This is a genomic window from Nocardia sp. NPDC057668, from assembly GCF_042799795.1.
Taxonomy (GTDB): Bacteria; Actinomycetota; Actinomycetes; order Mycobacteriales; family Mycobacteriaceae; genus Nocardia.
The window spans coordinates 495282-511881 of record NZ_JBHVIC010000006.1; the positions used below are offsets into that span (position 1 = coordinate 495282).

Below are 16600 nucleotides of genomic sequence, written 5' to 3' on the forward strand. Positions count from 1 at the left end.
GGAGGACTACGTTCGTGGACGACGAGCAGAATGTGCTGACCGCTGTCTGGCCGGAGGTGATCGCAGAGCTTGCGAGCGGTTCCGCCGACGGTGAGATCCAGCCGGTCAGCAAGGCTCACAAGGCGTGGCTCGGCATTATCGAACCCATCACCTTCGCACAGGGATTCGCCCTGCTCTCGGTGCCCGGAACCATGGCGCAGGAGGTTGTGGAAAGAGATCTTCGCGAGCCCATTCTGCGATCGCTGGCCCGGCGCGGACTTCAGGTCGAAGGGCTCGGCGTACGTATCCGCGCCCAGCAGAACTCCCCGGTGGATCGGGCCCCGAGCGCGCCCCGGCACGCCCGCATGACCTCCCGCCCCGAACGCCCGCGTGAGACCGATCACGCACCCGGCGGCTACCAGCCGGCGCCGCCCGCACCGGTCCCGGCGGACCGCCCCGCGCCGCACTACCAGGCACAACCGGAGTACCCGGCCGCCCGCTACAACGCTCCACAGGACTACCCGACCGAGTACGGCGAACGCGAGACCTATCCACCTGTGGAATTCGGGCAGCCGCCGATGGCCGAAGAGTTGCCACCGCCGCCCGCACCCGAGCCGCAGGCCCCGCCGCGGCGGCGGGAACCGCATCGCGCCCCGGCCATGCCCCCGGGGCAGGAGTCGTTGTTCTCGCCCGAGCCCGACCCGGAACCCACACCGCTGCCCGCGCCGCCCGCGCGCCGGCCCGTCGACGAGGATCACCACGACGACGAGGAGCCGGTGGTCAACGCCCGCAACTCGTGGCCGTCCTATTTCCCCAGCAAATCGCCCGAGCGCGAGACCCCGCAGCCGCCCTCGGCGAACAGCCTGAACGCGAAGTACACCTTCGAGACGTTCGTCATCGGCGCGTCCAACCGCTTCGCGCACGCCGCGGCGGTCGCCATCGCGGAGGCGCCGGCCCGCGCCTACAACCCGCTGTTCGTTTGGGGCGCTTCGGGTTTGGGCAAGACACACCTGCTGCACGCGGCCGGCCACTACGCCCAGCGCCTGTTCCCGGGCATGCGGGTGAAGTACGTGTCCACCGAGGAGTTCACGAACGACTTCATCAACTCGCTGCGCGACGACCGCAAGGTCGCCTTCAAACGCCGCTACCGCGAGACCGACATCCTGCTGGTGGACGACATCCAGTTCATCGAGGGCAAGGAAGGCATCCAGGAGGAGTTCTTCCACACCTTCAACACCCTGCACAACGCGAACAAGCAGATCGTGGTCTCCTCCGACCGGCCGCCGAAGCAGCTGGCCACGCTGGAGGAGCGGCTGCGCACCCGCTTCGAGTGGGGCCTGATCACCGACGTGCAGCCGCCGGAGCTGGAGACCCGCATCGCCATCCTGCGCAAGAAGGCGCGGATGGATCGGCTGGACGCACCGCACGACGTGCTCGAACTCATCGCCAGCCGGGTGGAGCGCAACATCCGCGAGCTGGAGGGCGCCCTCATCCGGGTGACGGCCTTCGCCTCGCTCAACGGCCAGCCGCTGGACCTGGGCCTGGCCGAGATGGTGCTGCGCGATCTCATGCCCGACACCGCGACCATGGAGATCACCGCGGCCACGATCATGGCCGTGACCGCGGAGTACTTCAATACGACGCTGGAGGAGCTGACCGGTCCGGGCAAGGCGCGCCCGCTGGCCCAGGCCCGTCAGATCGCCATGTACCTGTCCCGCGAGCTCACCGACCTATCGCTCCCCAAGATCGGGCAGGCGTTCGGCCGCGACCACACCACGGTCATGTACGCCGAGAAGAAGGTGCGCAAGGAGATGACCGAGCGGCGCCGGGTGTACGACCAGGTGCAGGAACTCACAGCCCGAATCAAGCAACGTTCGCGCTGATCCACAACTAACAGGCCCCCACGTCCACTGACGTGGGGGTTTGTTGTTTTCGGGGTTGGGGATTCCTCGAGGAGTCCTCGAGGAAAGCCTGTGGAATCCTCGAGGAATCCTCGAGTTGTGCACCGGTTCATGCACAGGGCTCGATCCACAGGGGTGCACAACCGGTTGTCCACAGTTCCCACAGGTTCGTTCATCCTCGAGGTCTGACCTGGGGTGATGGGAGTTGTGCCCTGTGGATTCCTCGAGGACTCCTCGAGGAGTCCTCGAGTAAACTCCGGGTTGTCCACCGATTCGCTCCCATGTGAGCAGGTGGGCCCGAAACCGGGGAGCAACTCGAGGATGACTCGAGGATGAATGTGGAAACTCGCCGTGCTTCCACAGCCACTCCGCGTTCATCCTCGAGACACCCTCGAGACATCCACACGCCGCCACACCCTCGGACCTGCGGAAACCGGGGAAGTCCACAGTTTCCACACCGCCTACTACTACTTCAGTTCTCTCTAATTAGATTTCTCTTTTAAAACAGGTGTGTGGAAACTCGGTCTGGGAGTGAACGGTTCGGCGGGCAGTCGCTCCCGACTCGAACGAGGCCCGGAGAAGGACGGGGACGATTCGTCCACACGCATCCACACCCGCACGCCGCACATCGACACCCACTCGCCACGACCGCCGGAGTCCATACCGCTTTCTCGCTCATGACGGCCGGTCCGTTTCACTCACGCGTCCGTGACCACTTCGAACGCCTCGAACGCGGTTCCCCGACTCGGTGGGAGGGTCGGCGCGCGTGCGCGAACGATGCGCGGGTACGGTTCCATGTCGGCCCCCTGTGCGAGACTGCGTAGGCGGCTTCCGGGGGAGAGGGCTTGTTGCCCCCCTGAGAAATTCGCAGACCACGATCTATCGAGACTGGGAGAGGACAGCCGGGCGATGGAGCTTGCAAGCATGAAGTTTCGGGTTGCTCGCGAGGACTTCGCCGAATCCGTAGCCTGGGTGGCCCGCAGCTTGCCGTCGCGGCCTCCGGTCCCCGTGCTCGGCGGTGTACTCCTCGTGGCGGACGAAAGCGGTCTGACCGTTTCGGGATTCGATTACGAGGTCTCCGCGCAGATGCGGGTGGCCGCCGAGGTGGCCGGGCCCGGACAGGTGCTCGTCTCGGGCCGCCTGCTGGCCGACATCACCAAGGCGCTCTCGAACAAGCCCGTGGACGTGTCGGTGGACGGCACCCGGGTGCTGATCGCCTGTGGCAGCGCGAAGTTCTCGCTGCCCACCATGCCGGTCGAGGATTATCCCCAGCTTCCCGAACTTCCTCCCCAGACCGGTGAACTCGGTGTGGACGTGTTCTCCGCCGCCGTCGCGCAGGTGGCCGTGGCCGCCGGCCGCGACGACACCCTGCCGATGCTCACGGGCATCCGGGTGGAGATCGAGGGCCCCAAGGTCGTCCTGGCCGCTACCGACCGCTTCCGGCTCGCCGTGCGCGAGCTGGAGTGGAATCCGGGCCGTGCGGACGTGGAGACCTCGGTGCTGGTCCCGGCCCGCACCCTGTCCGAGTCCGCCAAGACGCTCGGCGCCTCCGATCAGCCGGTGCAGCTGGCGTTCGGCACCGGCAGCGACGGGCTGCTCGGCATCGTCAACGGCGGCCGCCGCACCACCACGCGCCTGCTGGACGCCGAATTCCCCAAGTTCCGCCAGTTGCTCCCCAAGGAGCACACCTCCATCGCCACGCTGACCGTGAGCGCGCTGACCGAGGCCATCAAGCGTGTGGCCCTGGTGGCCGAGCGCGGCGCCCAGGTGCGCCTGGAGTTCTCCGAGGAGGGCGTGATGCTCTCCGCCGGCGGCGACGACGCCGGTCGCGCCGAGGAATGGCTGGACGCCGATTTCCGCGGTGAGCCGCTCACCATCGCGTTCAATCCGGGCTACCTGGTCGACGGCCTGTCCGCGCTGCACACCGACAAGGTGACCTTCGGCTTCACCACGCCGAGTCGCCCGGCGGTGTTCGTGCCCGCGCCGGAAGAGGATCCGGCACAGCTGGATTCGGGTGCGTACGCGGCACTGGCCAGCAGCTACATCTATCTGCTGATGCCGGTGCGGCTCCCGGGCTGATCTGTGCACAGTGTTGACAACCCTGTGAAAAACTCGGCGCGCGTAGAGGATTCGATTCCTCTGCCCGCCGGGTTTTTTTCGGTGCGCGTGGTGATTCCGCCGCGCACCACCGCTGCCGCTGCGCCGCGGCCGCGCGCGCTGCCCGGTACCGCGGCGTTTCTCCCCAGGCGGGTACCGTTTCTCCCCAGGACGTCACCGCCGTTTCCGGGTGCGGCGTCGCGGTTCGGCGGCGGTGCGGCGCGGCCGGTCGATGCGAAGGGCACGGTGGACTGACCGGATGTACGTGCGCACCCTGTCGCTGCGCGATTTCCGGTCGTGGGAAGCCGCCGAGCTCGAATTGACGCCGGGCCGAACGGTTTTCCTGGGTTCCAACGGCAACGGCAAGACCAATCTGATCGAGGCCGTGGGCTATCTGTCGACGCTCGGTTCGCATCGGGTGTCCGCCGACGCCCCGCTGATCCGCATCGGGGCCCAGCGCGCCCGGATCGGCGCGACGGTGGTGAACACCGGCCGCGAGCTGCGGGTGGACATGGAGCTCAATCAGGGCGTCGCGAACAAGGCGCAGATCAATCGGTCGCCGGTCCGGCGCCCGCGCGAGATCCTGGGGATCCTGCAGACGGTGCTGTTCGCGCCGGAGGATCTGTCGCTGGTGCGCGGAGATCCGTCCGAGCGCAGGCGGTTCCTGGACGAGCTGGCCACCGCGCGGCTGCCGCGCCTGGCCGGGGTGCGCGCGGATTACGACAAGGTGCTGCGCCAGCGGTCGGCCCTGTTGAAAACCGCGGGGCGGCATGCCCGTTCGGGTTCGCGCGGGAACGAGCTGAGCACCCTGGACGTGTGGGACGGGCATCTGGCGGCGCACGGCGCGGAGTTGCTGGCCCAGCGGCTGCGCCTGGTCCACGAACTTTATCCACACCTCGCACAGGCCTACGGTTCGATCGCCCCGGAGTCGCGACCCGCGTCGATCGGTTACCGAAGCGGTTATCTCCCACCGGAATTGCTCGATCCCGCGCGTTCTCCACAGCCCGGTGACGACACCGATCTCGAGGCGATTCTGCTGCGGGAGCTGGGGAATGCGCGGCAGCGGGAACTCGAGCGCGGGGTGTGCCTGGTCGGCCCGCATCGTGACGATCTGGACCTGATGCTCGGCTCGGCCCCGGCCAAGGGTTTCGCCAGTCACGGCGAATCCTGGTCCTTCGCACTGGCTTTGCGGCTGGGCGCGTTCGAGCTGTTGCGGACCGCGGGCACCGATCCGGTGCTCATCCTGGACGACGTGTTCGCCGAATTGGATCGGCGCCGCCGGACCGCGCTGGCCGCCGTCGCGGCCGGGGCCGAGCAGGTGTTCATCACCGCCGCGGTGCCCGAGGATGTGCCGCCGGAGCTGGAGGCCGCGCCGCTGCCGGTGGAGACCACGGGCGAGGCCGACCACCGGGCCTCGCGGATCGCGCGCTGATCGCGCGGGTTGTCCACAGCTGTCCCCAATTCCCCAGCTCTGTCCACAGGGCACGCGCACGGCGGCCGTGGCGCGAGTGCGACATCACCGCCCGGCGCGGCGGTGTCCGTCGGCGGCATGCGGCAGAATCCAGCAGGATCGCCGGGCGCGGCCGCTGCCATCCGGGAGCGCGCGTGCGGATCGGCGCGAGCGCGGCATCGATGCGAAGGGACAGGTGGAATGGCCGAGCAGCCCGAACCCCGGGACCCCGATCGTTCCGCCGCGAGCGGTGCGGCGGGTCCCGAATCGGAATTGCGCGGGGTCGATCTCGCGCGCCGGGCGCTGGAGGAGGCGCGGGCGGCGGCCCGCGCGGCCGGTAAATCGGTCGGCCAGGGGCGCTCGTCGCCGCGGACGGGCGGGGTGCGCGCGCTGCGCGGCCGCCGCCGGGGCTGGTCCGGGTCGGGGCCGGACGATCGCGATCCGCAGTTGTTCGGCGCGCTGACCAGTCAGCTCGCGAAGGGGCGCGGCTGGTCCGGCAAGGTGGCCGAGGGCATGGTCTTCGGCCAGTGGGCCAAAGTGGTGGGCGAGGACATCGCCGCGCACGCGCAGCCGATCTCGCTGGAGAACCACGTGCTCAGCATCCAGGCCGAGTCGACCGCCTGGGCCACCCAGCTGCGGATGTTCCAGTCGCAGATCCTGGCCAAGATCGCCGCCGCGGTCGGCAACGGCGTCGTGAAGCAGTTGCGCATCAACGGGCCCACCGCGCCGAGCTGGCGCAAGGGTGAGCGGCACATCAAGGGCCGCGGCCCCCGCGACACCTACGGGTAGGCCGAGCGGGGGCATCGGGCCGGAATCGCCTGCGGCGGAATCGGCCCCGCCGTCCCGGCCCGCCCGTCGCGTCGTTCCACGTGAAACGACGGGCCGGCACCTCGGACCAGTCCGAACCCCTGTTCGGGCCGCCGCGCGATCACGATCGCGGCGAACCGCATCGCAAACTCGTCCGCCCGCGCGCTCGTCCGCCCGCTGAGGCTCTTTCCACGCCCGTCACCCATGACCGGACATATTGCTGGTCGATTTCTCGCACTCACGGCCCACTCAGGGGTGTCATAGGTGCATTCCTTGTCGGTCGTACCAGTAGGATGGGGGAGTAACTAGCGGCGATACCTCCCGGCGCGTTCAGCGACAGCTCGCGCGTGGACCCGTAACTCTCGAGCAGACATGCTTTCGGGCCCCACGTGTGCGCTCGTCCGGCGCCGGGAGGATCAGCAAGTAAGGAGAGCTACCGACCAGTGGCTGCCATGGACTCCAACGCAGACGGCTCGACCAAGCCCAAGTCAGGCAACCCGGGCTACGGTGCCGACTCCATCACTGTTCTCGAGGGCCTCGAAGCGGTCCGCAAGCGTCCCGGTATGTACATCGGTTCGACCGGCGAGCGCGGCCTGCACCACCTGATCTGGGAAGTCGTCGACAACTCGGTCGACGAGGCGATGGCGGGCTACGCCAGCCGCGTCGATGTCACGCTGCTGGCGGACGGCGGCGTCGAGGTCGTCGACGACGGCCGCGGTATTCCGGTCGGCATGCACGCGCAGGGGGTGCCGACCATCGAGGTCGTCATGACCCAGCTGCACGCGGGCGGCAAGTTCGACTCCGACGCCTACGCGGTGTCGGGCGGTCTGCACGGCGTCGGCATCTCGGTGGTGAACGCGCTGTCCACCCGCCTCGAGGCCGAGGTGGACACCGACGGTTTCCACTGGACCCAGGAGTACAAGGATTCCAAGCCGGGCGCGCTCGTCAAGGGCGACGCCACCCGCCGCACGGGTACGACGATCCGGTTCTGGGCCGACCCGAACATCTTCGAGACCACCACCTACAACTTCGAGACGGTCGCGCGCCGGCTGCAGGAGATGGCGTTCCTGAACAAGGGCCTCACCATCACCCTGACCGACCAGCGGGTCGCCGAGAACGACGTCACCGACGAGGTCGTGAGCGACACCGCCGAGGCGCCCAAGCATCTCGACGAGAACGCCCCGGCCGCCGAGCCGAAGGTCAAGACCCGCACCTACCACTACCCGGGCGGGCTCGAGGACTACGTCAAGCACATCAACCGGACCAAGACCCCGATCCACAACTCGATCGTGGGCTTCACCGGCAAGGGCACCGGGCACGAGCTCGAGGTCGCGATGCAGTGGAACTCGGGCTATTCCGAGTCCGTGCACACCTTCGCCAACACCATCAACACCCATGAGGGCGGCACCCACGAAGAGGGTTTCCGCGCCGCGCTCACCACGGTGGTGAACAAGTACGCGAAGGACAAGAAGCTCCTCAAGGAGAAGGACGGCAACCTCACCGGCGACGACATCCGCGAGGGTCTGGCCGCGATCGTCTCGGTGAAGATCTCGGATCCGCAGTTCGAGGGCCAGACCAAGACCAAGCTGGGCAACACCGAGGTCAAGTCGTTCGTGCAGCGCACCTGCAACGAGCATCTCGCGCACTGGTTCGAGGCGAATCCGGCCGATGCGAAGACCATCGTCACCAAGGCGGTGTCCTCGGCGCAGGCGCGCGTGGCCGCGCGTAAGGCCCGCGAGCTGGTGCGCCGCAAGTCCGCGACCGACCTCGGCGGGCTGCCCGGCAAGCTGGCGGACTGCCGCTCCAAGGATCCGGTGAAGTCCGAGATCTACATCGTGGAGGGCGACTCCGCCGGTGGTTCGGCCAAGTCCGGCCGCGACTCGATGTACCAGGCGATCCTGCCGCTGCGCGGCAAGATCATCAACGTCGAGAAGTCGCGCATCGACAAGGTGCTCAAGAACAACGAGGTCCAGGCGATCATCACCGCCTTCGGCACCGGCATCCACGACGAGTTCGACATCGCCAAGCTGCGCTATCACAAGATCGTGCTGATGGCCGACGCCGACGTGGACGGCCAGCACATCTCGACCCTGCTGCTCACCCTGCTGTTCCGCTTCATGCGCCCGCTGGTCGAGCACGGTCACGTCTACCTCGCGCAGCCGCCGCTGTACAAGCTCAAGTGGCAGCGCAGCGATCCGGAGTTCGCCTACTCCGACCGTGAGCGCGACGGACTGCTGGAGCAGGGCCTGGCCGCCGGCAAGAAGATCAACAAGGACGACGGCATCCAGCGCTACAAAGGTCTGGGCGAGATGAACCCGAAGGAGCTGTGGGAGACCACGATGGATCCGTCGGTGCGCGTGCTGCGTCTGGTGACGCTCGACGACGCCGCCGCGGCCGACGAGCTCTTCTCGATCCTCATGGGCGAGGACGTGGAAGCGCGCCGCAGCTTCATCACGCGCAACGCCAAGGACGTTCGGTTCCTCGACGTCTAGCGAGGTAGGGCCTAGGGGTTCGATACCCCTAGGCCCCTCCTGCGTCCGGAACCATCCAAAAGACTTCCTACGGAGACCAATTCATGACTGAAACCGAGCTTCCCCCGTCGGGCGGCGACCGCATCGAACCGGTCGACATCCAGCAGGAGATGCAGAACTCCTACATCGACTACGCCATGAGCGTCATCGTCGGGCGCGCGCTGCCCGAGGTGCGCGACGGCATGAAGCCGGTGCACCGCCGGATCCTGTACGCGATGTACGACAACGGCTACCGCCCCGATCGCAGCTACGTGAAGTCCGCGCGCCCGGTCGCCGACACCATGGGCAACTACCACCCGCACGGCGACACCGCGATCTACGACACCCTGGTCCGCATGGCCCAGCCGTGGTCGCTGCGCTATCCGCTGGTCGACGGCCAGGGCAACTTCGGTTCGCGCGGCAACGACGGCGCGGCCGCCATGCGCTACACCGAGTGCCGCCTGACCCCGCTCGCCATGGAGATGCTGCGCGAGATCGACCACGAGACGGTCGATTTCACGCCGAACTACGACGGCAAGACCCAGGAGCCGGTCGTGCTCCCGGCGCGCGTGCCGGCGCTGCTGATGAACGGCTCCAACGGCATCGCCGTCGGCATGGCCACCAACATCCCGCCGCACAACCTCACCGAGCTGGCCGAGGCGATCTTCTGGGCGCTGGACAACCACCTCGCGGACGAGGAGGCCACCCTCGAAGCGTGCATGGAGCGCGTGAAGGGCCCGGACTTCCCGACCTCGGGCCTGATCGTCGGCACCCAGGGCATCAACGACGCGTACCGGACCGGCCGCGGCTCGATCCGCATGCGCGGCGTGGTGGAGATCGAGGAGGACTCGCGCGGTCGCACCACGATCGTCATCACCGAGCTGCCGTACCAGGTCAACACCGACAACTTCATCAACGCGATCGCCGAGCAGGTCAAGGACGGCAAGATCGCGGGCGTCTCGGACATCCACGACGAGTCCTCGGACCGCGTAGGCATGCGCATCGTGGTGACGGTCAAGCGCGACGCCATCGCCAAGGTGGTGCTGAACAACCTCTACAAGCACACCCAGCTGCAGACCTCGTTCGGCGCGAACATGCTCTCGATCGTGGACGGTGTGCCGCGCACGCTGCGCCTGGATCAGATGATCCGGCTGTACGTGAACCACCAGTTGGAAGTGATCGTCCGGCGCACCAAGTACCTGCTGCGCAAGGCCGAGGAGCGGGCCCACATCCTGCGCGGCCTGGTCAAGGCGCTGGATCAGCTGGACGCGGTCATCGCCCTGATCCGCCGTTCGGCCGACACCGACACCGCCCGCACCGGCCTGATGCAGCTGCTCGAGATCGACGAGGTCCAGGCGACCGCGATCCTCGACATGCAGCTGCGCCGCCTGTCCGCGCTCGAGCGGCAGAAGCTGATCGACGAGTTGGCGAAGATCGAGCTGGAGATCGCCGATCTCAAGGACATTCTCGAGAAGCCCGAGCGCCAGCGCTCCATCGTCCGTGACGAATTGGCGGAGATCGTCGACAAGCACGGCGACGATCGCCGCACCCGGATCATCGCCGCCGACGGTGACGTCGCGGACGAGGATCTGATCGCCCGCGAGGACGTGGTCGTCACGATCACCGAGACCGGCTACGCCAAGCGCACCAAGACCGACCTCTACCGCTCGCAGAAGCGCGGCGGCAAGGGCGTGCAGGGCGCGGGTCTCAAGCAGGACGACATCGTCCGGCACTTCTTCATCACCTCCACGCACGATTGGCTGCTGTTCTTCACCAACAAGGGCCGGGTCTACCGGGCCAAGGCGTACGAGCTGCCCGAGGCGCTGCGCACCGCGCGCGGTCAGCACGTGGCGAACCTGCTGGCCTTCCAGCCGGACGAGAAGATCGCCCAGGTCATTCAGCTCAAGAGCTACGAGGATGCCCCGCACCTGGTGCTGGCCACCCGCAACGGCCTGGTCAAGAAGTCGCGCCTGACCGATTTCGACTCCAACCGGACCGGCGGCATCGTCGCGGTGAACCTGCGCGACAACGACGAATTGGTCGGCGCCGCACTGTGTTCGGCCGAGGACGATCTGCTCCTGGTGTCCGCGCACGGCCAGTCGATCCGCTTCTCCGCCAACGACGAGGTGCTGCGCCCGATGGGCCGCGCGACCTCCGGCGTGCAGGGCATGCGGTTCAACGCGGACGATGAGCTGCTCTCGCTCAACGTGGTTCGCGACGGGGACGGAATCTACCTGCTTGTCGCGACCGCGGGTGGGTACTCCAAGCGCACCGCGATCGACGAGTACACCGCTCAGGGCCGTGGCGGAAAGGGTGTATTGACCATTCAGTACGACCCGAAACGTGGCAGTCTGGTCGGAGCGCTCATCGTCAACGATGATGATGAGCTGTACGCCATCACTTCGGGCGGCGGAGTTATTCGCACTGCGGCCAATCAGGTTCGTAAAGCCGGGCGCCAGACCAAGGGTGTGCGATTGATGAACCTCGGCGAGGGCGATACGTTGCTTGCGATCGCGCGGAACGCGGACGAGCCCGACCAGGTCGCCGATGACGACACCGGCGATTCGGCGAAGCAGTAGTTTCACCACACAGCGGCGGCACAACGGATCGAAGGATTCACCATTGACCACGAATCAGCCGAATGACCAGCGCGGTCACGCCAACGGTGTGACCGAGAGAATCGCCCCGTCCCCGATTCCGCCGCGCCCGCGTCCGGGGTCCGGCAACGAGGGCGGTGTGCCGCAATCGCACGAAACATCGGATGCCTCCGGTGATTTCGCGCCGGAGGGATCCGGGCGCACGACCGACCCGTCCGAGGTGACCGCTCCCGAAGCGGTCGACGGTCAGGCTGGGAATTCGCCGTACCAGGACGGAGGTTGGTCGCAGCTGCCGCAGCGTGAGCCGCAGTCCAACCTCTACCGGCCGGGCCAGTCGCCCACCACCGGTCGTCCGCCGTCCGGTGGCGGCGGGGGGCTCGGCGGTGGCGGCGGCCTCGGTGGCGGCGGCGGGCTGGGCGGCGGCGGGCTGAACGCCGGCGCGTCCAATGCCCGCACCACGGCCGATCTGGCGGCCAAGGCGGCCCGCAAGGAAGCCGCCATGGTCAAGTCCGTCGGCATCGACGGGCCGACCCGCAGCATCTCGCGCCCGGAGCTGGTGAAGGATCTGCCGGATCTGTCGGAGATCCGGCATCCGCTGCCGATGCCGGAACCGATCCCGCCGGCCGGCCCGGTGTCGCCGTCCGCCCCCGCGGCGGTGGCGCAGGCAGCGGCCACCGGTGAGCCGCTGCGCGCGACGGTGCAGGTGCGCCACATCGATCCCTGGTCCACGCTGAAGGTTTCGCTGGTGATCAGCGTGGCCATGTTCTTCGTGTGGATGCTGGCGGTCGGCCTGCTGTACCTCGTGCTCGAGGGCATGGGCGTGTGGGAGCGGCTCAACAGCACCTTCACCGACATGGTGTCGGACGGTGGTTCCTCGGGGATCATCGACGCGGGCACGGTGTTCGGCTACGCCGGGGTCATCGGCCTCATCAATGTGGTTTTGCTCACCGCGCTGTCCACGGTGGGCGTGTTCGTCTACAACCAGTGCTGCGATCTGGTCGGTGGTATCCAGGTGACCCTGGCGGACCCCGATTAACCCCCGCTGATCCCGGTGCCGAAACGGCCGGTCCCGCCTGTACTTTCAGGCCGGTGACCGGCCGTTTTGCTTATCTGCGCACTCATCCGGTAATCTTCTGCCTCGGTCAGGGTGACACACTCTGAACCGGATGAGGGCCTATAGCTCAGGCGGTTAGAGCGCTTCGCTGATAACGAAGAGGTCGGAGGTTCAAGTCCTCCTAGGCCCACTCTCGAACATCACAGTAGGGTGGGATTCATGAAATTTCTCCTCACGGTCGGTGTAGTCGTCGCGGTGATCTTCGGAATCAGCAAGCTCCGCCAGCGCAACGACGCGGATCTCTGGCACGAGGTAACCACTCGCTGATGTGATCCTCTTCGGGACTCGTCCCGTTCGGGGCCTTAGCTCAATTGGCAGAGCACTGCCTTTGCAAGGCAGGGGTTAGGGGTTCGATTCCCCTAGGCTCCACAACCCTTCTCATCGCAGGTCAAGCCCACATCCGTGATCTTGGCCGCGTATTCCGTCCCCGGTGTCCACTCACCCGCAGACGGTCCCCGGCGCGGTCCCTCCGGAATCCGCCGTCGTTCTTTGTGACACGAGACAGTGCGCTGAATCCGCGCCTGATCGCCCCGTAAGGTGACTGCATGGCTGCCACGGAAATCTCCAGACTCGTTCAATCCGTGGTGGAGCCGTATCTGCTGAACGGTCCCCGCAGGTACAACCGGCGCGAGGTCGCCCGGCGCACCGGGGTGCCGTCCTCGCTCACGCGCCGGCTGTGGGTGGCGCTGGGTTTCCCGGCCGACCCCGACGACGACGCCGTCGAGTACACCGACGCCGACATCGAGGCCGCCCGCACGTTCGCGCGCCTGAATGTGCTCGCCCAGGCGGATATTCACCGCCAGACCACCACCGCCCGCACCCTGGGCCGCTCCATGGCGCGGCTGGCGGAGTGGCAGGTCGATCTGGTGACCGAGGAGATCCAGGCGCGCATCGCGAACCGGCTGGCCGACGATCCCGGCGCGGATCGGGCCGAGGTGGCGCGCTCGGCCACCGAGGAGGTGGTGACCGATTTCGAGGCGCTGCACTCCTACGCCTGGCGGCGGCATCTGGACGCGGCGCTGGCGCGCTCGCTGGACGAGGGCACCTACGCGGGCGACACCCAGCGCATGCTGGCCGTCGGCTTCGCCGACATGGTCGGCTACACCCGCCTGACCCGGCACCTGGAAGTAGAGGAACTGGCGGCGCTGCTGGAGGCGTTCGAGGCGGCCACCAGCAACGCCATCACCGCCAACGGCGGCTGGGTGATCAAGAACGTGGGCGACGAGGTCATGTTCGCGTCCTACAGCGCCGAGCAGGGCGCGCGCATCGCCCTGGCCATCCAGGAGGCCGCCACGGCCTCGCACGGCGTCACCCAGGAGCTGCGGGTGGGTCTGGCCTATGGCGAAGTGCTGCAACGCTTCGGGGACCTCTACGGGTCGGTGGTGAACGTGGCCGCGCGCCTGACCGGTGTTGCCCGCCCGGGCACGGTGCTCATCGATGACGGTGCGGCACAGGAGATCAGCGACAACCCGCAGTTCGATCTGCGGCATCTGCGCACGGTCCGCGTCCGCGGCATCAACCGCCTGCACGGGCATGTCCTGCGCCGCAACGAAATACGGCCGTTGGTCTGATTCGCCTGATTGATCCCCCTTCGTCGTCGCCGGCGAACCTACCCCGGACATGGGGGCGGGCCTCGGCGAAGGGGGGGAGTTAGCCGAGGCCCGCGTAGGGTCGGCCCGGGGGGGAGGGGCCGACGGAAACGATCCTACGCGACACCGGCAGATCGCGTGGCCATCGGGGCATCGCGTTCCAAGATTTTTCTGCCGCGAACCTGTCGTACCCTCGTGCGAACATATGTTCGTGCCGAAACCGCCGTGTTATTCAGATGACATTCTCCTGCGGATCGGACGATACTTGCCCCATATGTCCGATCTCGTTCCGCGGCGTTCGCGCAGTTCAGACCCCCTGCGAGCGTCTGACCACACGACATCAGGAGAATCATGCCCGACGCAGTAGTCGCCGAGGGTCTGGTCAAGAAGTACGGCCGGACCGTCGCACTCGACGGACTCGATCTATCCGTCCCCGAAGGAACGGTCACCGCACTGCTCGGCCCCAACGGCGCGGGCAAGACCACCACGGTGCGCGTACTCACCACCCTGCTCATCCCCGACGCGGGCCGGGCCACGGTCTCCGGTGTGGATGTGCTGAAAGAGCCGCAGCTCTTGCGATCTCGGATCGGCGCCTCCGGTCAGTACGCCGCGGTCGACGAATATCTCACCGGTTTCGAGAACCTCGAGATGGTGGGCAGGCTCTATCACATGGGCACCAAGCGCAGTAAGGAGCGCGCCCGCGAACTGCTCGAGCGGTTCCGGCTCTCCGACGCCGCCGATCGCCCGGTCAAGGGCTACTCCGGCGGTATGCGCCGCCGGCTCGACCTGGCCGGCGCCCTGGTCGCCAATCCGCCCGTGCTGTTCCTGGACGAACCGACCACCGGCCTGGATCCCCGTGCGCGCCTTGATCTCTGGGACGTCATCGACGAACTGGTGGCCGGCGGCACGACGCTGCTGCTCACCACCCAATACATGGAGGAGGCCGATCGGCTGGCCGATTCCATCGCCGTCATCGATCACGGCAAGGTCATCGCGGAAGGCACCTCCGATGAACTCAAGGCCCTGATCGGCGGCGATCGCATCGAGCTGACCGTGGACCATGCCGACAGTCTCGGCATCGCACACGAGGCGCTGATCGGCTTGGCGCAGGGCGAGATTCGGCTGGAGCCGGGTCTGCGCCGCATCATCGTCCCGGTCAGCGACGGCTCGCAGGCGCTGGTCGACGCGATCGGGCAGCTGGCCAAGCACGAGGTCGTGATTCGCGATGTCGCGCTGCGCCGTCCCTCGCTCGACGATGTGTTCCTGACCCTCACCGGCCACGAAGCCGAGGATCTGGTCAACGGCGCCAAGGCCGCGACGACGGAAGGACAGAACTGATGAGTGTCGCCACCGCCGCGAAACCGTCGCTGGCCGAACGCGCTTCGATGCTGGTGAGCGACAGTCTCACCATCACCAAGCGCAATGTCATCAAGATTCGGCGCGTGCCGGATGTGCTGATCTTCTCGACGCTGTCGCCGATCATGTTCGTGCTGCTGTTCGCGTTCGTCTTCGGCACGGCCATCAAGATTCCCGGCCTGGAGGGCGGCTACCGCGAATTCCTCATCGCGGGCATCTTCGCCCAGACGGTCGTCTTCGGCGGCACCTTCACGGGTCTGAGCCTGGCCGAGGACATTCAGAAGGGCATCATCGACCGCTTCCGCTCGCTACCCATGGAGCCGGCCGCGGTGCTCATCGGCCGCACGCTGGCCGACGTGGTCATCAACGTGGTGAGCCTGATCGTCATGTCGCTGGCCGGTCTGGTGGTGGGCTGGCGCATTCGCGGCTCGTTCATGGACGCGGTGCTGGCCTACGTGCTGCTGTTGCTGTTCGCCTACGCCATCTCATGGATCATGGCGGTCATCGGCCTGATGGTGCGCGCACCCGAGGTGTTCAACAACGCGGTCTTCATGGTGATCTTCCCGCTCACCTTCCTGGCCAACACCTTCGTGCCGCTGAACGATCTGCCCGGCCCGCTGAAGGTCTTCGCCGAATGGAATCCGGTGTCGGCGCTGACCGAGGCCACCCGCGTGCTGTTCGGCAACACCAGTGACGCGTTCCCGCCGCCGGACGCCTGGTCCATGCGGCATCCGGTGGCGACCACCCTGATCTGGGTGGTGGTGATCCTGATCGTGTTCGTGCCGCTGGCGGTGCGGCAGTACAAGCGCTCGGTGAGCCGCTAGGCCCGCGTCAGCGATTGGTCTCCGCGTCCGCCAGCGGGGCGGGCGCGGAGCCGTTGCGGGAGTAGCCCAGACGCGGCGGTTCGGCCGCGGGGACGGGCGGCTGCGGCCGCCGGCTCAGGACGAACGCGGCGGCCCCACCGGCCGCTGCCAGCAGTGCCGCCAAGATGATCGATTTGCGAGAGCGTCCCATCCGACCACTGTGTCACGGCGGGCGAGTTCGCGCACCAATCGATGCGATACCGCAGCGGGGCGCGGGGGGGGGGGCCCCCCCGCCCCCCCCCGGGGGGGGGGGGGGGGGGGGACGGGGGGGGGGGGGGGCGGGGGTGGGGGGGGGTGGGCGGCCCCGGGCCCCCCCCCGGGGGGGGGGGATACAAAA

Annotated in this window: 12 protein-coding genes and 2 tRNA genes; 13 read left to right on the forward strand and 1 reads right to left on the reverse strand. The window is 67.6% G+C overall.

Annotated elements, in window-relative coordinates:
• Window positions 1–14: 14 nt before the first annotated feature.
• The 13 genes from dnaA (at window position 15) to ACFVBH_RS32925 (ending at window position 16224) form a co-directional block, all read left to right on the forward strand.
• Window positions 15–1862, forward strand: coding sequence for a chromosomal replication initiator protein DnaA (gene dnaA, locus ACFVBH_RS32865; protein ID WP_379007657.1), 1848 nt, complete (start codon window positions 15–17; stop codon window positions 1860–1862).
• A gap of 927 nt (window positions 1863–2789) precedes the next feature.
• Window positions 2790–3959, forward strand: coding sequence for a DNA polymerase III subunit beta (gene dnaN, locus ACFVBH_RS32870; RefSeq protein WP_354988356.1), 1170 nt, complete (start codon window positions 2790–2792; stop codon window positions 3957–3959).
• 277 nt (window positions 3960–4236) lie between these two features.
• Complete coding sequence (recF, locus tag ACFVBH_RS32875; RefSeq protein WP_379007661.1) at window positions 4237–5409, forward strand: DNA replication/repair protein RecF; 1173 nt, start codon at window positions 4237–4239, stop codon at window positions 5407–5409.
• Window positions 5410–5628: 219 nt separating this feature from the next.
• Window positions 5629–6216, forward strand: coding sequence for a DUF721 family protein (locus ACFVBH_RS32880; protein ID WP_379007664.1), 588 nt, complete (start codon window positions 5629–5631; stop codon window positions 6214–6216).
• A 470-nt stretch (window positions 6217–6686) separates the two neighbouring features.
• Window positions 6687–8726 (forward strand): DNA topoisomerase (ATP-hydrolyzing) subunit B, encoded by a 2040-nt coding sequence (gene gyrB, locus ACFVBH_RS32885; RefSeq protein WP_354991554.1) that lies wholly within the window; start codon window positions 6687–6689, stop codon window positions 8724–8726.
• An 83-nt stretch (window positions 8727–8809) separates the two neighbouring features.
• Complete coding sequence (gene gyrA / locus ACFVBH_RS32890; RefSeq protein WP_354991555.1) at window positions 8810–11323, forward strand: DNA gyrase subunit A; 2514 nt, start codon at window positions 8810–8812, stop codon at window positions 11321–11323.
• A 43-nt stretch (window positions 11324–11366) separates the two neighbouring features.
• On the forward strand, window positions 11367–12377 hold the full coding sequence (locus ACFVBH_RS32895) for a DUF3566 domain-containing protein (protein WP_354991556.1): 1011 nt from the start codon (window positions 11367–11369) through the stop codon (window positions 12375–12377).
• Between the two features lie 134 nt (window positions 12378–12511).
• Window positions 12512–12585, forward strand: a tRNA-Ile gene (locus ACFVBH_RS32900).
• Window positions 12586–12614: 29 nt separating this feature from the next.
• The gene (locus ACFVBH_RS32905) at window positions 12615–12722 is read left to right on the forward strand and encodes a DLW-39 family protein (RefSeq protein ID WP_354991557.1); all 108 of its coding nucleotides are present in this window, start codon (window positions 12615–12617) and stop codon (window positions 12720–12722) included.
• Between the two features lie 29 nt (window positions 12723–12751).
• A tRNA-Ala gene (locus ACFVBH_RS32910) sits at window positions 12752–12824 on the forward strand.
• A gap of 176 nt (window positions 12825–13000) precedes the next feature.
• Complete coding sequence (locus ACFVBH_RS32915; protein WP_354991558.1) at window positions 13001–14026, forward strand: adenylate/guanylate cyclase domain-containing protein; 1026 nt, start codon at window positions 13001–13003, stop codon at window positions 14024–14026.
• A 369-nt stretch (window positions 14027–14395) separates the two neighbouring features.
• Window positions 14396–15382 carry an ATP-binding cassette domain-containing protein gene (locus ACFVBH_RS32920; protein ID WP_354991559.1) on the forward strand — a complete coding sequence of 329 codons (987 nt, stop codon included), beginning with the start codon at window positions 14396–14398 and terminating at the stop codon, window positions 15380–15382.
• Window positions 15382–16224: an ABC transporter permease gene (locus tag ACFVBH_RS32925; protein ID WP_354991560.1), complete on the forward strand. Its 843-nt coding sequence runs from the start codon at window positions 15382–15384 to the stop codon at window positions 16222–16224. Before ACFVBH_RS32920 ends, ACFVBH_RS32925 begins: the two co-directional genes overlap by 1 nt.
• Before the next feature lie 7 nt (window positions 16225–16231).
• Here ACFVBH_RS32925 and ACFVBH_RS32930 read toward each other — a convergent pair whose 3' ends face one another.
• Window positions 16232–16414 (reverse strand): hypothetical protein, encoded by a 183-nt coding sequence (locus ACFVBH_RS32930; RefSeq protein ID WP_354991561.1) that lies wholly within the window; start codon window positions 16412–16414, stop codon window positions 16232–16234.
• Between the last annotated feature and the right edge of the window lie 186 nt (window positions 16415–16600).